This is a genomic window from Streptomyces sp. NPDC048479 (genome assembly GCF_040651435.1).
Classification (GTDB): domain Bacteria; phylum Actinomycetota; class Actinomycetes; order Streptomycetales; family Streptomycetaceae; genus Streptomyces.
Genome location: NZ_JBEZKA010000001.1, coordinates 409,154 through 423,163 on the forward strand (window position 1 = coordinate 409,154; position 14,010 = coordinate 423,163).

The 14,010-nt window shown below is 68.2% G+C and carries 16 protein-coding genes; 12 read left to right on the forward strand and 4 right to left on the reverse strand.

All coding sequences use genetic code 11. The features are described from left to right. Positions 1–108 precede the first annotated feature (108 nt). The 5 genes from AB0D12_RS01815 to AB0D12_RS01835 all read left to right on the forward strand — a co-directional run bounded on the left by AB0D12_RS01815 (position 109) and on the right by AB0D12_RS01835 (position 2,936). The gene (locus AB0D12_RS01815) at positions 109–1,188 is read left to right on the forward strand and encodes a hypothetical protein (protein ID WP_362675997.1); all 1,080 of its coding nucleotides are present in this window, start codon (positions 109–111) and stop codon (positions 1,186–1,188) included. Positions 1,189–1,327: 139 nt separating this feature from the next. Beyond that, positions 1,328–1,825 carry a phage terminase small subunit P27 family gene (locus AB0D12_RS01820; protein WP_362676001.1) on the forward strand — a complete coding sequence of 166 codons (498 nt, stop codon included), beginning with the start codon at positions 1,328–1,330 and terminating at the stop codon, positions 1,823–1,825. Continuing rightward, positions 1,818–2,033 carry a hypothetical protein gene (locus AB0D12_RS01825; RefSeq protein ID WP_362676004.1) on the forward strand — a complete coding sequence of 72 codons (216 nt, stop codon included), beginning with the start codon at positions 1,818–1,820 and terminating at the stop codon, positions 2,031–2,033. The genes AB0D12_RS01820 and AB0D12_RS01825 overlap by 8 nt, the downstream gene beginning before the upstream one ends. 26 nt (positions 2,034–2,059) lie before the next feature. Beyond that, complete coding sequence (locus AB0D12_RS01830; RefSeq protein WP_362676373.1) at positions 2,060–2,569, forward strand: terminase large subunit; 510 nt, start codon at positions 2,060–2,062, stop codon at positions 2,567–2,569. A 103-nt stretch (positions 2,570–2,672) separates the two neighbouring features. After that, a complete protein-coding gene (locus tag AB0D12_RS01835; protein WP_362676007.1) occupies positions 2,673–2,936 on the forward strand; it encodes a hypothetical protein in 264 nt (87 codons plus the stop codon). A 48-nt stretch (positions 2,937–2,984) separates the two neighbouring features. Here the strand turns inward: AB0D12_RS01835 and AB0D12_RS01840 are convergent, their stop codons facing one another. After that, positions 2,985–4,331 (reverse strand): tetratricopeptide repeat protein, encoded by a 1,347-nt coding sequence (locus AB0D12_RS01840; protein WP_362676010.1) that lies wholly within the window; start codon positions 4,329–4,331, stop codon positions 2,985–2,987. A gap of 143 nt (positions 4,332–4,474) precedes the next feature. Between AB0D12_RS01840 and AB0D12_RS01845 the strand changes: the two genes are divergently transcribed. The 6 genes from AB0D12_RS01845 to AB0D12_RS01870 all read left to right on the forward strand — a co-directional run bounded on the left by AB0D12_RS01845 (position 4,475) and on the right by AB0D12_RS01870 (position 8,211). Further along, positions 4,475–4,708 (forward strand): hypothetical protein, encoded by a 234-nt coding sequence (locus AB0D12_RS01845; RefSeq protein WP_362676012.1) that lies wholly within the window; start codon positions 4,475–4,477, stop codon positions 4,706–4,708. Beyond that, on the forward strand, positions 4,705–5,001 hold the full coding sequence (locus AB0D12_RS01850; RefSeq protein WP_362676015.1) for a hypothetical protein: 297 nt from the start codon (positions 4,705–4,707) through the stop codon (positions 4,999–5,001). Before AB0D12_RS01845 ends, AB0D12_RS01850 begins: the two co-directional genes overlap by 4 nt. Next, positions 4,998–5,393 (forward strand): hypothetical protein, encoded by a 396-nt coding sequence (locus tag AB0D12_RS01855; RefSeq protein WP_362676018.1) that lies wholly within the window; start codon positions 4,998–5,000, stop codon positions 5,391–5,393. Before AB0D12_RS01850 ends, AB0D12_RS01855 begins: the two co-directional genes overlap by 4 nt. A gap of 148 nt (positions 5,394–5,541) precedes the next feature. Further along, positions 5,542–6,663, forward strand: coding sequence for an adenosylhomocysteinase (locus AB0D12_RS01860; RefSeq protein WP_362676020.1), 1,122 nt, complete (start codon positions 5,542–5,544; stop codon positions 6,661–6,663). A 7-nt stretch (positions 6,664–6,670) separates the two neighbouring features. Continuing rightward, a complete protein-coding gene (locus tag AB0D12_RS01865; RefSeq protein WP_362676023.1) occupies positions 6,671–7,213 on the forward strand; it encodes an NUDIX domain-containing protein in 543 nt (180 codons plus the stop codon). A 356-nt stretch (positions 7,214–7,569) separates the two neighbouring features. Next, complete coding sequence (locus tag AB0D12_RS01870; protein WP_362676025.1) at positions 7,570–8,211, forward strand: response regulator transcription factor; 642 nt, start codon at positions 7,570–7,572, stop codon at positions 8,209–8,211. Positions 8,212–8,397: 186 nt separating this feature from the next. Here the strand turns inward: AB0D12_RS01870 and AB0D12_RS01875 are convergent, their stop codons facing one another. The 3 genes from AB0D12_RS01875 to AB0D12_RS01885 all read right to left on the reverse strand — a co-directional run bounded on the left by AB0D12_RS01875 (position 8,398) and on the right by AB0D12_RS01885 (position 13,281). Continuing rightward, complete coding sequence (locus AB0D12_RS01875; RefSeq protein WP_362676027.1) at positions 8,398–9,828, reverse strand: MFS transporter; 1,431 nt, start codon at positions 9,826–9,828, stop codon at positions 8,398–8,400. Between the two features lie 73 nt (positions 9,829–9,901). After that, positions 9,902–11,116 carry a lipid-transfer protein gene (locus tag AB0D12_RS01880; protein ID WP_362676029.1) on the reverse strand — a complete coding sequence of 405 codons (1,215 nt, stop codon included), beginning with the start codon at positions 11,114–11,116 and terminating at the stop codon, positions 9,902–9,904. A gap of 11 nt (positions 11,117–11,127) precedes the next feature. Beyond that, positions 11,128–13,281 carry an acyl-CoA dehydrogenase gene (locus AB0D12_RS01885; protein WP_362676031.1) on the reverse strand — a complete coding sequence of 718 codons (2,154 nt, stop codon included), beginning with the start codon at positions 13,279–13,281 and terminating at the stop codon, positions 11,128–11,130. Positions 13,282–13,564: 283 nt separating this feature from the next. Between AB0D12_RS01885 and AB0D12_RS01890 the strand changes: the two genes are divergently transcribed. Further along, positions 13,565–13,972 carry a hypothetical protein gene (locus tag AB0D12_RS01890; protein ID WP_362676033.1) on the forward strand — a complete coding sequence of 136 codons (408 nt, stop codon included), beginning with the start codon at positions 13,565–13,567 and terminating at the stop codon, positions 13,970–13,972. Positions 13,973–14,010: the final 38 nt, after the last annotated feature.

Below are 14,010 nucleotides of genomic sequence, written 5' to 3' on the forward strand. Positions count from 1 at the left end.
GAGGAGAAGTGAACCCTTAGACACCTAGGTTGACCTGTGCTTTTCCGTCCCGGGAATCCATTGGTCCCCACGTGCCCTAAGGGTTACTGCCTACCGGGAGCGCGTGACATGTCAGCCGCATACGTCTGCACCATCTGTGGAGAGTCCGAGCCGAACGCCATCGATCTCTATGTCAGGAAGTCCAAGAAGCTCAGCCGGGACGACCACCGCCGGGAGCAGAGCACCGACGCACAGACGGAGCAGGGGCACCGCTGGAGCCACCGCAAGGGGTACGCGGTACGGAAGGTCTGGAAGGTCTGGAAGGTCTGGAAGGTCTGGAAGGTCTGGAAGGTCTGGAAGGACATAGCTAGCGCGTTCAAGGCCGTGAAGCGCTCCGACTTTGATCGCGCGTTGGCTGCCCTCGCCAACGAGGACGTTCCGGCGCTCTGGGCCTACGCCATCGACCGGTTCAGCCGTAAGGGTGCCGAGGACCTGTTGAAGGTCATCGGCAAGGCGCGCGTCATCTTCGACATGGACGGCTTGGACTCCAACGAGCCGCGTGACCGTCGCTGGATCATCAACCGTGCAGAAGAAGCCCGCGAGTACAGCGAGGGTCTTTCCAAGCGCGCCAGAGACACCAAAGAGGATCAGCGCGACCGGGGCTTGTGGGTCGCTGGGCGAGCCCCCTACGAATACACAGTCTCCCGGGACCGCGTGTTGTCACCGGACGACGAGCCGTTCCTCTGCCACGTAGCGACCCGCAAGGAGTGGAGCCCCGCCGCCCTGGTGCGCGAGATGTTCCGCATGATCGCCGAGGACGGAGTGTCCACACGCGGGGTCTGCCGCTGGCTGAACGGGATGGGTGTTCTACGAACGGCGTGCTTCGGTGCGTGCTCGGCGGGTCCGCCGTGCGGTGCTGGTCCGAGTGTTCTCGGGGGCCGTTCGGCTCCGTGCTCTGGTGGGTGCCCGTGGTGGTGCCCGGTGCGCGCGGTGCGCTACGCGCATCCGTGGTGCGTACTGTGCAGCAAGACGGCGACCGTTGCTGACCACTTCCCCGAGTCTCGCCGTGAGTTGGTCGCCAAGGGTGTGAAAGATCCGGACGCGTTCTCTCGGCTCCGTCCGCTGTGCACGTCGTGCCACAACAAGGAGACCGCGAAGCACCAGCCGGGTGGTTGGGCTGCCGAGCGTGTGAAGCCGCGCCGGTCGTAGCCGACCAGGCGGGTGCCCCCTCGCCCTCCCGCAAAAGAACGGCAGGGAGGCAAAAAACTCGCGCCGCAGCTACCGCCCTTTGCGCGGGGCTCTGCGCTGCCCACATGACCTACTCACGACCCATGGGAGGGGTGAGGGAATGGCAGACCCAACGCGCAAGACACCGCCACTGCAAGTGATCCGCGAGGGGAACCCCGGCAGGCGCCCCGTTTCCGAGGGTGTGCGGGTTCCGCCAGCCGAGCTGTCCGAGCCGGATTGGCTGGACACGTTCGGGGACGCTGGTGGAGATCAGCGCGCGGTGAATGCCCGGTGCCGGGAAGTCGCTTCCCGCGAGTGGCAACGCGTCGTCCCGGTACTGGAGTTCACGGCCGGTATCGGCACGGTGGACACCGCCACGCTTACGGACTACTGCATTTGCGTCGCCCGTATCGACCAGTGCGAGCGCGAGATATCCGCGAACGGCATTCTCATGCAGGGCGAACGCGGGATGCAGAAGAACGACGCAACCACAATCGTGGGGCAGTACCGCTCTCAGCTTGCCCGGTACATCGGAGAACTTGGGTTGTCCCCGTCCGCCCGTGGCCGGCTGACACCGCCGGATGACCGCGGGGGCGAGGATGACGGGATCCTTGACTGACGCTCTGCCCGTCCCGCTGGACGCTCTGTACGAACTCGGCTTGTCCGAGGACGAGATAGCCGAAGCGCTGGAGTCCCGCCCGCTGGTCGTTGCTCAACAGGCAGCGGACGCACCGGGCGCGTATTTCGACGTGGCAGCCGCTCGGCGAGCCATCGACGCTATCCAGTCGTTCAAGCACACCAAGGGACGTTGGGGTTCAACTCGGTGAAGCTCTCGCCGTGGCAGACGGTATGGGTGATTGCCCCGATCTTCGGATGGCTCGCTCATGACCCCGAGCTAGGGCGAGCGGTGCGGGTCATCCGGTCCGTGTGGATTGAAGTTCCGCGTAAGAACGGGAAATCGACTCTATCCAGCGGTATCGGTCTGGTCCTGTTGCTCGCGGATCGGGAGATCGGGGCAGAGGTATACGCGGCTGCCGGATCGCTTCCGCAAGCCGAACGCGTCTTTGACGACGCTAAGCGTATGGCTCTGACTTCCCGAGCCGTACGGGGCCGCGTAGAGGTTCTACGGGGGCTTATCCGAGTCCCGCGGACCAGCGGTATCTTCCGGGCACTGTCCAAGATTGCCGAGACAGCCCACGGGTTGAACGTGAGCGGGGCGATTGTGGACGAGGTGCACGTTCACAAACGGCGTGACCTTATCGACGCTATCGAAACCGGGACCGGTGCCCGAGGCGAACGGGCTCCACGGTGCACAACGAGGGTAACCACTAGAACATCAAAGGGAGTTGACACCATATGCTGAAATCTCGGATTGCATCTCTTGCCCTTGCCGCCGTAGGCGCGATGGCACTCGTGATCGGCGTGAACACCACTGCACATGCCGAAGACACGGCCTTGGTCGCCGCGTGAGCGCCGAGAACGTTCGGACGTTCGTGGACGGATTCGAGCAGCGCGACGACGCTTCGGCGAACGCTGCCCGTTTGGCTGCCGTCCTAGTCCGCGCTCGGCTCACCGAGCGGTTCGGCGTGTCCGTGCACCGCATCCCTGTGTCCCGCAGTGATCAGGGTTGGGGTGTGTACCTCACAGACCGCGAGCCCGACCAGGAACCCCCCGCCGTGCTCAGCTTCGGCACCCTCGCGCGCCCCGAGCCCTACCGCCGGGCAGCGTGACCACCAGCCCCGCCATGCTTCCGACTCAGGGGCCCGGCGGGGCTTTCGTCATGCGGGGATCAGTTCGGGGCGGACAATCGTCCGCGCGCGCTCGTACAGCGCTTGCGCATCGTGGTTCTTGAGGTGCGGACCGATGAGACTGAACATGTCAGTAATGCGCTTGTCGATACGGCCCGAGTTAACTTGCGGGTAGTCGTCAAGTGCGAGCCCCCACGTTGTGCACGCGGCTTCTAGGTGTCCGACGGTCAGTTGCCGCTCTGCGAGGATCGCCCGTTCCTTAACGCGCGTTCGGCGATAGACGCTGTATCGCAGCTTGTCCGATTCCTGCATGGCGGCAACAGCGCCGGTCAAGTCGCCCATTTCAAAGCGGACTTGGCTCGTGTGGTAGTTGAGCGATGCAGGGTCATACGAGCCGAACGCCTTTCCGCGGGACTCCGCACGGTCCATCGCAACTTCGGCTTCCGTCAGGTACATGCGCGCGGCACGGTGATCGCCGATCTGTGCGGCGGCATGGGCTTGCTGACCGGCGAGGAAGGCGCGCATCCGGGGACCAGCTTGGGGAGACGACGCGGCAGCTGCATTGGCTAGTCGCATGGCGATTGGGCCTTGATTCAGGTCTACGGCTTGCACGCTCATGCCCCGAAGCGTGGTGCAGAACGTCAGGTGATCTTCCGAAGCCCCGGCGAGTTCCAGCGCTTTGAGGTAGTAGCGCTGTGCGAGTCCATGCAAGCCCTCATCAACGGCCATGTAGCCCGTTAGATAGCAGAGATCGGACGCTGCGGACATCATCGCTTTGCGTACGTCATCCGGCCCGTCAGTCTGGAGGAATGGGGCAACCGTATTCACGAGGAATGCTGCGGCGAGCGGGCGAGCGGTACGGCCCCCGAATTGGTCATCCATGGACGAGAGCTGTTCGGTCATTGCGGAGACCGTAGCCACGTCGGACATTCCTATGCGCGTCCTGGTCCCTCGCTGGGCGGCTTCCATGCGACCCACCACGTCCGGCCAGTTCGGCACGGTGAGGGCGACAGAGAAGAGGGCAGCGCTCAGCACGCTTCGGCGGGAAGGGTCCATGTCCAGCCTTCCAAGATCAATGATCCCGTCAACTGTGCCATGGGGCTCTACCTCCGCCCCGCCATTGGGTGCCGGAAAGCCCGCTTCAAGGTGTGTGACGGGTCGCCCGAGCCTGCGGGCGAACGCTTCCAAGATCAGTGGCCGCACATCCTCGCGCGGCACACTCCCGCTCAACCACTGATGTACGGAAGGTGCACGGTACTGGGTTGGGGTGCCTTGCTCGGTTCCCACTCGGTTGATCGCTTGGGCGCACTGCCGCAGCGTCCAACCCGTTTCGCGATACAGCCGCTCTAGGCCCGTGTTCGGCTCGCTGGTGCTCACGGTTCGTTCAACTCCCCATGCACGGTGGCGCTAAGCGCTTAACGCTCTTAATTCTTGTGCGCTTCCCAACAGTACCGCTGTGCGTGACCAGGCTGTTGCCTAGAGCGAACGGCCCGAGCGCGACGCGGAAGGGATCAAGGACAGTGGAGACAGAGTCGCTAGTACCCGCCGTGGGAGTGCTCCTGGTGGACACGGGACACGCGAACCGAACCGGGGAGTTCCGAGGGCTCGCCGGCCCGTACTGGTCGCTGCGGCCCGTGGCTGGTGGCACCGAGTGGGAAGCCGAGCCCGAGCACGTCCGCCCCGCCACGCCCGCCGAGCGGCTTAGCGCCAAGACCGCGCGAGAGAACGCGAGAAGCCGGGGGGAAGTGGCGTGAAGCTCTTACCGGTTCGGCTCGTCCTCGCTGCGGGGGCCGTGGAAGTCCATTTGCGGCAGCGCTTCCCCCGGATCATGTGGGCACTGACCCCACGCCCCGAGCCTTACGATCCGTTCGCCGAGCTACAGCGCATCGAATCGGACCCCATGTACCGAGCGCTGTTCTTCGCGGAGTTGGACACTGCGATTGCCGAGCGGAACGCGGAACGCACGACCGAGCTGGAAGAGATTGCAGCGGCAGCCGACCGGCTTCGGAACCTGGTCCAGCCCGGCAACGGCGAGCGTGCCGCATGACCGGGGTTACGTACGTCGCCGAGGTGTACGCGGGCGATGCTGTGACGACCGTCTATCTCGGCGGCTACGTCGCTCCGTTCCGCCGGCTTGCTCTGCGTTGGCTCCGTGGTCAGGCTCTCCGGTGCGCAAACGCGCTGGACCCGGACCCGTACGCCGAGTGGCTTCCGCCCCAAGCCCTTCAACCAGTGACGCACGCCGAGCGGAACGCACCCGCCGAGCTTCGCGCATGGGCCGACAACAACGAGCACCAGGACGACGCGTTGCGGCAGCTCACAGCGGGGCTCGCCTTCCAGTTCGTTGCACGCGACGAGACCGGTTGGTACGGGCTCACCGCTCGCCCCGTGGTCGTCCCGGCCCCCGCCCCGGTTCCGGGTGTCCTCGCCCATGCGTAGCCCCCACGTGCTCATGGGCCATGGATGACCCCGAGTACGACGCAATCACGGCGGATACCCATTAGCCCCCGTCCGGCTGCCCCCTGTCTGGGGACGGTGGTAGCCGGACGGGCCCAATCGACCGCCACAAAACAAGAGAGGGTGACCCGTGGAAGCCTCAGAGCGCGCACGGCTAGAGACCTATTGGCGGAAGATCGCCGAACTGTTCACCCCGACGGAACGCCCGTCATCGCTCCTGGTGACTCACCTGTTGCCCGAGCGTCCCGCTTTCGTGCGCGCGGTCGGCACGGTCTCGGAAGTTCGGGCCGTGCTGCCCAAGCCCAAGTCCGTTACCGCCGTTGCTCGGCGGGAAGTCGAATCCAGCTTTGCCGTGGACGAGCTGTCCCGCGAGCTGTTCGCCGACCCCGACCGAGCCGTGACGTACCTGGAGACCCGGGCAGCCGGCGAATCGGTCGTCTTACTGGACGTGGGCGGGTACTTCGCGCCCGTGCTGGACGCGCTCTGTGAACGGTTCTCCGGGCGGATTCTCGGCGTGGTGGAAGACACCGAGAACGGGCACAAGCGCTACGCCGAGCGGGAAAAGCTGCCGTGCCCCGTGGTCTCCGTCGCGCGGAGCCCGCTCAAAGACCCGGAAGACTTCCTAGTCGGTCAGAGCGTGGTGTTCTCCACCGAAGCCCTGTTGCGAGGGCGGGGCGACATCCTGCACGGTCGCCCGGCCCTGGTGATCGGGTTCGGCAAGCTCGGGTCCAGCATCGCGCGCCTACTGCACGCAAAGGGGGTGCACGTCACGGTGTACGACATCGACCCGGTACGGCGCGCGCAAGCACTCTCCCAAGGGTTCGCCGTAGCGCGGAACCGCGAAGCGTCGTTGAGCACGGCGGGGCTGGTGCTCTGTGCCACGGGCTCAATGGCTCTGAGGGGCGAGGACTTTCCGCAACTCAAGAACGGGGCGTACGTCGCCACCGTGACCAGCTCGGAAGACGAGTTGGAACTAGCCGGGCTTCCGGACGGCTACACCCGGAACACCGCTCAAGAGCACGTGACCCGGTTCGAGACGACCGGGCACTACTTCTACTTGCTCAATGGAGGTGAGGCGGTCAATTTCATCCACGGCGCGAGCGTCGGACCGTTCATCTTCCTTGTTCAAGCCGAGATCATCGCGGGTGTTCGTGCGCTCGCTCGCGGAGACCTCGCCCCCGCCGTGCACGAGATATCGGCGGACGACCGAAGCACCATCGCCCGTACCTGGCTCAACTACTTCAACAGGTGATCACCTCATGCTCATCAAGCCCGACCACATCCGAGAGACGTTCACGGAGTACGCCAACGCGCACCCCGACGAGAAAGCCGCGCTGTCCGTCGTACTGGAAGCGCTGGACAAGGAAGCCGACTTGACCAGCCGCAAGACCGAGCCCGTCCACGTCACTGCGGGAGCCGTGCTCGTCAACGACAACGGGGAAGTGCTGTTCATCCACCACAAGGGTTTGAACAAGTACCTCACCCCCGGCGGGCACTTGGAGCCCGAGGACCCGAACCTGTTGGGTGCCGCGCTCCGTGAACTCAGCGAAGAGACCGGCATCCGGTCCGGTATCGCCCCCCTGTTGCCGGGACCGGTGCACATCGACGTGCACGAGATCCCGGCGAGCGAGAGCAAGGGCGAGCCCGCGCACCAGCACGCGGACGTTCGGTACCTGTTCCGCACGTCCGGACCCGTGGAAGTCGAGTTGCAGGAAGAGGAGGTAAGCGGATTCGTGTGGCGGAGCCCTGACACGCTCACGGACGAGCGCTTGCGGAACCGGGTCCTCTCTGCGCTCCGCTAGCCCGAAGCCCCGTCCGCTCGTCCGGCACCCGTGAGCCGGCGGGCAGACGGTTCCCCCGACCGGACAAGCCCGAGTAGGGGCAGACGTGCCCCGACCGAACGAGACTGTTCGGACTCCCGCCCCGGTCCGCCCCGCGAGATGTGAGCCGGTCCGATCATGACGGGCCGATCTTTGAAGGGTGCCGCGCCCGACCCCCGCGCGGTGAGGGAAGCGAGCCCCGTCCGTGTGCTGCCCCCGTGGCGCATGGGCGGGGCTCGCGTTAGTCGTCCTGGTGCTCGTTCGACGCCCCGTTCGGCCAAGTGCCGGGCGGGGTCTCTTGCTGCTCTGACCAGCAACTCCGCCCGTACTCTTGGTGCATGGACGAGATGCCGCAGGACCACCGCCCTGTAAGATCTGTAAGAGTGCTCCTCGCCGAGGACCAGGGCATGATGCGCGGCGCACTCGCACTGCTGCTGGGGCTCGAGGAGGACATTGAGGTGGTGTCGCAGGTCGGCCGTGGCGACGCCATCGTCGATGCCGCGCTCGCCTCGCGGCCCGACGTGGCGCTGCTGGACATCGAACTGCCGGGCCGCAGCGGCCTGGACGCGGCAGCCGATCTGCGGGAGGAGGTTCCCGACTGCCGGGTGCTGATCCTCACCACCTTCGGCCGGCCCGGCTATCTGCGCCGGGCGATGGAGGCCGGGGCCGCCGGATTCCTGGTCAAGGACGGGCCCGTCGAGGAGCTGGCCGCGGCGATCCGGCGGGTGCTGACCGGGGAGACCGTGATCGACCCGGCGCTGGCCGCGGCGGCGCTGAGTGCGGGGCCGAGTCCGCTCACCGCGCGTGAACGGGATGCACTGAACGCCTCGGTGGACGGAGCAACGGTCTCCGACATAGCGGCGGCCCTGCATCTGTCCGAGTCGACCGTACGGAACTATCTGTCGTCCGCGATCGGCAAGACAGGCACGCGCAACCGCATGGAGGCGGTACGGGCGGCCCGCCGGCAGGGCTGGCTGTAACCGGGGGGCTCCGCCCCGGAACCCCCGCGCCTCAATCGCCGGCGGGGCTTGAGTGTGCCGGGCCACATATCAAGCCCGTCCGGCGATTGAGGACACGCGCGAAGCGCGTACGGGTCCGGGGGGCGGAGCCTCGAAAATCAGCCCCGCCGGCGTTTGAGGCTCGCGGGGTCTGGGGCGGAGCCCCGGCTACGACTCGACCCGCCGCGGCAGCCAAAACAGCATCAGCACCGCCGCCGCCACCAGCACCCCTGTCCCCGTACGGAACGCCAGCGCATAACCGGCCGTCAGCGCCTCCGGGTTGGTGCCGCCCCCCGTGCGCGCCGCCGCGACCGTGGACAGAACGGCCAGGCCCAGCGCGCCGCCCATCGTGCGCGAGGTGTTGATCAGCCCCGAGACCAGGCCCGCGTCGCCCGGTGCCGCGCCCGATGTGGCGAGCGAGGCGAGCGGCGTCGCGGCGAGACCGACGCCGGCCATCATCACGATGCCGGGGCCGAGGATCGAGGTGAGATACGTGCCGTCGGCGGTCATCGTGGACTGCCAGCCGAATCCGGTCGCGGCGACCAGCGCGCCGATGACGGCGACGTTCCTGGCGCCGGCCTTCGCCATCAGCCGGGGTGCCAGCTTCGAGCCGACGATGACGCTCAGCGAGCTGGGGATGAGTGCCAGGCCCGCCCGGAACGGCGTGTAGTCCAGCACATTCTGCGCGTACACCGTCATGAAGAACCACATCGCGAAGGACGCCGAACCGCAGACCAGCATGGCCACATTCGCCGCGGAGACCGCCCGCGACCGGAACACCTTCAGCGGCATCAGCGGCGCCCCGGTCCGCGCCTCCACCGCCACGAAGACCCCGAGCACCGCAAGCCCGCAGAGCAGCGGCAGCAGCGTGGCGGGCGCGGTCCAGCCCGACTCCTCGGTCTGCACGATGCCGTAGGCGACCGCCGCGAGGCCGCCTGTGACCAGCACCGCGCCCGGCAGGTCGAGCCGGCGGCCGTCGCCCGCCCGGCTCTCGGTGAGCCAGATCGCCGCGCCCACCAGCACCAGCGCACCGACCGGCACATTGATCAGCAACACCCAGCGCCAGGACAGCAGATCGGTGAGGGCGCCGCCGACGAGCCCGCCGGCCGCGCCGCCCGCCGCGCCCACCGCCGACCAGGTGCCGATCGCCCGGGTCCGCGCGGGACCCGGCGGCACGGCCGCCGTCACGATGGTGAGGGTCGCCGGAGCGAGCACGGCCGCACCGAGGCCCTGTACGGCGCGGGCGGCGAGCAGCTGCCAGCCCTCCTGTGCGAGCCCGCCCGCGACGGACGCGGCCGTGAACAGGCCGAGCCCGACGAGGAACATCCGCTTGCGGCCGAAGATGTCCGCGGCCCGGCCGCCGAGCAGCATGAAGCCGGCGAAGGCGATGGAGTACGCGTTGAGGACCCACTGCAGGCCGGTCGTGGAGAGCCCGAGGTCGGCGCGCATCGAGGGGAGCGCGACATTGACCACGGACACGTCGAGGACGACGAGGAACTGGCCGGCGCACGCGGCGAGAATCACCGCCCAGGTACGCGAGGACCGGGCGGCGGATGCCGGTATGAGGGACTGCTCGACGTCTGATGGGGCTTGGGCCATGACGGTCATGGTCGCAGCCGCCCGGCGGTCCGTACATCGGGAATTCGATGTACGGACCGGGGACCCGCCGGACCTAGGACCTTCGCAGCAGTGTGACCACCGCGGCCCCGCCGAGCCCGATGTTGTGCGCGAGCCCGACCCGCGCCCCGTCCACCTGCCGCGGACCCGCCTCGCCCCTCAGCTGCCAGACCAGCTCTGCCACTTGGGCCAGTCCGGTGGCGCCCAGCGGATGCCCCTTGGAGATCAGGCCGCCCGACGGGTTGACCACCCATCGTCCGCCGTAGGTCGTCGCCCCGCTCTCCACCAGCTTTCCGGACTCGCCGTCCGCGCACATGCCCAGCGCCTCGTAGGTGAGCAGCTCATTGATGGAGAAGCAGTCGTGCAGCTCCACGACGTCGACGTCCTCGATGCCGAGCCCGGAGCTCCCGAAGACCTGCTGACCGGCCGCGCGGGACATCGGCTTGCCGACGACGTCGATGCAGGAGCCGGACGCGAAGGATTCGCCGGTGTCGGTGGTCATCGACTGGGCCGTGATCTCCACGGCCTTGTCGTGGAGGCCGTGCTGGACGACGAAGCGCTCGGAGACGACGACCGCCGCGGCCGAACCGTCGGATGTCGGCGAGCACTGGAGCTTGGTCAGCGGCCGGTGGATCGTCTTCGCGGCGAGGATCTCGTCGACCGAATAGACGTCCTGGAACTGGGCGTTGGGGTTGGTCGCCGAGTGCTTGTGGTTCTTGGCGCCGACGGCGGCAAGCTGCGCCTCGGTGGTGCCGTACCGCTCCATGTGCTCGCGAGCGGCGTTGCCGAAGATCTGGGCGGTGGGCGGGGACATCTCGAAGCCGTGCCCGGCCGCCATGACGCCGTAGTGCCGGGCGACCGGCGACGTCCCGCCCCCGACACCGGCGGTTCCGCCGCGGGCTCCGCCGTCGGAGCCCGCTCCCAGAGCGCCGCGGGCCATCTTCTCGAAGCCGAGCGCGAGTACGCAGTCGCTGACGCCGCCCTCGACGAACTGCCGCGCCATCATCAGCGCCGTCGACGCGGTCGCGCAGTTGTTGTTGACGTTGTAGACGGGGATGCCGGTCAGACCGAGTTCGTACACGGCCCGCTGGCCCGCCGTCGATGCCTGGAAGCAGTAGCCGACGGGGACCTGCTCCACCTGCTCGTAGGCGATCCCGGCGTCGGCGAGAGCCCGCGAGCCGGCCTCCTTCGCCATGTCCCAGTACTGCCAGTCCCTCGACTCGGGCTTCTCGAACTTTGTCATCCCGACGCCGACGATGTAGCTCTTCATGTCCTACTCCTTCAGTCCCGCGGGAGGCCGAGGATGCGCTCGGCGATGACATTGAGCTGGACCTGCGTGGTGCCGCCCGCGATGGTCAGGCAGCGCGACATCAGCAGCCCGTGCACCGCCCGCTCCCCGGCCCCTTCACGCAACGCGCCCTCGGGTCCGAGCAGTTCGACGGCGAGCTCGGCGGTCTTCTGCTGGTGCGTGGTCTGAACGAGCTTGCGTACGGACGCCCCGGCGCCCGGGTCGAGGCCCGACACCTGCCGCATGGTGGTCCGCAGGCCGATGCAGGCGAGAGCGTGCGCCTCGGCGGCGAGCGACCCGATCCGGGCGCGGCAGGCGCCGTCGAGGCCGGAGGCCCGCGCGAGCAGCGCTTCGAGCCCGGTGTCGAAGGTCAGCTGGTCGGCCATGTGGACGCGTTCGTTGCCGAGGGTGTTACGGGCGACCTTCCAGCCGTCGTCGACCTGCCCGACCACGGCGTCGTGCGGGAGCAGCGCCCCGTCGAAGTACACCTCGTTGAAGAGCGACTCCCCGGTGATCTCCTTGAGCGGCCGGATGTCGATCCCCTCGGTGTTCTTCATGTCCACGAGGAAGTACGTCAGCCCCTTGTGCTTGGGAGCATCCGGGTTCGTACGGGCGAGCAGTATCCCGTGGTCGGCCCACTGGGCGGCGCTCGTCCACACCTTCTGTCCGGTGATCCGCCAGCCGTCCGCCGTCTTCTCGGCCCTGGTGCGCAGGCTCGCCAGATCCGATCCCGCTCCGGGCTCGCTGAACAGCTGGCACCAGAGCACATCGCCGCGCAGCGTCGGCAGCAGAAAGCGTTGCTTCTGCTCCTCGGTTCCGTACGCGAGGAGCGAGGGCACCACCCAGGTCGCGATGCCCAGACCGCTCAGCTCGACCCCGGCGTGCGTCAACTCCTGTTGTACGGCGAGCTGTTGGACAGGGCCTGCGCCGAGGCCGTACGGCTCGGGCAGATGCGGCGCGGCGTAGCCGGTGGCGGCGAGCACGCGGCGGGCGGCGGCCGGTTCGAGGCCGCCTGCCGCCGCGACGGCCTCGCGGGCCCGCTCCCGGTACGTCTGCGCCTCGGCGGGCAGCTCCAGTCTGAGCTCGCGCCGCGCCCCGCCCGCGGCGAGCCGCACGGCCCGCAGCCGGTGGCTGTCGCCCGCCCCCAGCAGCTGCCGTGCGACGAGAGCCCGCCGCAGATACAGATGCGCGTCGTGCTCCCAGGTGAACCCGATCCCGCCGAGCACCTGGATGCAGTCCTTGGCGCAGGAGTACGCGGCATCAAGGGCGGTCCCGGCTGCGAGCGAGGCCACCAGGCCGCGTACGCCCGGGCTCTGGTCCACCGCGCGTGCCGCGTCCCACGTCAGCGCCCTCGCCTGCTCGACGCGCACCAGCATGTCGGCGCACAGATGCTTGACCGCCTGGAACTGCCCGATGGGCCGCCCGAACTGCTCGCGCACCTTCGCGTACTCGGAGGCGGTGTGCAGGGCCCAGGCGGCGGTGCCGCACGCTTCGGCCGCGTACAGCACGGAGGCGAGGTCCCGTACGAGAGCGGTGTCGATCTCCAGTACACGGTCCCGGGGCACGGTCACGCCGTGCGCGGTGACCTCGGCGGTGGGCCGGGTCGGGTCGGCGCTCTCGTGCACTCGGACGGTGAGCGCACCCGCGTCCACCGCGAGCCAGCCCGTCGGGGTTTCGAGTACGAGCAGATCGGCGTGCCCGGCGCCGAGGACGGGCGGGGCGGTGCCGTCGAGCCGGTGGCCGCCCTGAGTACGGGTGGCGGTGAGCGTCCCGGGACCGAGCGCGACGGCCGCGATGCGCTCCCCTCGCGCGAGCGTCCCCGCCAGATCGGCTCTGCCCGCGCGGGCCAATACGGCGGAGGCGAGCACGCACGGCAGGTACGGTCCCGGCAGCGCCGCGCGCCCCGTTTCCTCCAGGACGGCGGCAAGGTCGAGGATGGTCCCGCCCCCGCCCCCGTACTTCTCGGCAAGATGCACGCCGAGCAGCCCCTGTTCGGCGGCGCCGTCCCAGTAGCCGGGGCGTCCCCCCGCCCCGGCGCCGGTCGCGTCGAGCTGCTTTCGTACGGCCTCGGGCGGCACGGCGCGCGCCAGCCAGCCGCGTACGGACCGGGCCAACTCCCGCTGCTCTTGCGTGATTCCGATGCCCATGAACGGCAGACTAGAACACGTTTCAATCTGACGGTAGATCAGATCGGGGGGGTACCTGGGGTAGGCCCGCGCCGGATTGGCTGCCACGGGGGCCGCTCGCCGGCGTTCGATGGTCGCGGCTGCGGGCCGGACACCGGGACGACCACGACCGGAAGGGCCCCCCTCACCCATTCAGGCCCACGCAGTGGCAAATCGACCATATGCACCTTTAGCTTTACACACTACGTGATCGATCCGCTACAGATTGCGGATCGGGTATCAACCCCTAACAGGAGGTCTGGAGTTGAAGCGCTCCATAGTTCTCGCTCTGGCGAGCGTCCCGATGATGCTCGCGACTGGCATGACATCCACGGCCTACGCGACAGACGATCCGGATACGGACGGATCCGACAAGAACGGCAAGGTGGTCGCGACGACCTACGTCGGCGCCCCCATGGCCCTGGTTCCGGACCAGAATGTGACCGCATGGGTCCAGTGCCCGCCCAAAGGAGTTGCGGTCGGCGGCGGCGGCTTCACCAACACCACCGACGCCGTCACTGCCTACCTCACGGACTCTTACCCCATTGGCGCCAACGGCGCCCCCGCCGCCGATGGAACCAGCGCGACCGGCTGGGCCGTCTCGGTGACGCATCCTGAGCCCGGCGCCAGCCTGACGGCGTACGTCGTCTGCCTGGAGAAGAAGAAGGACTGACTCAGCACTGCGGAGGGCGTGTCCAGCACGCCCTCCGC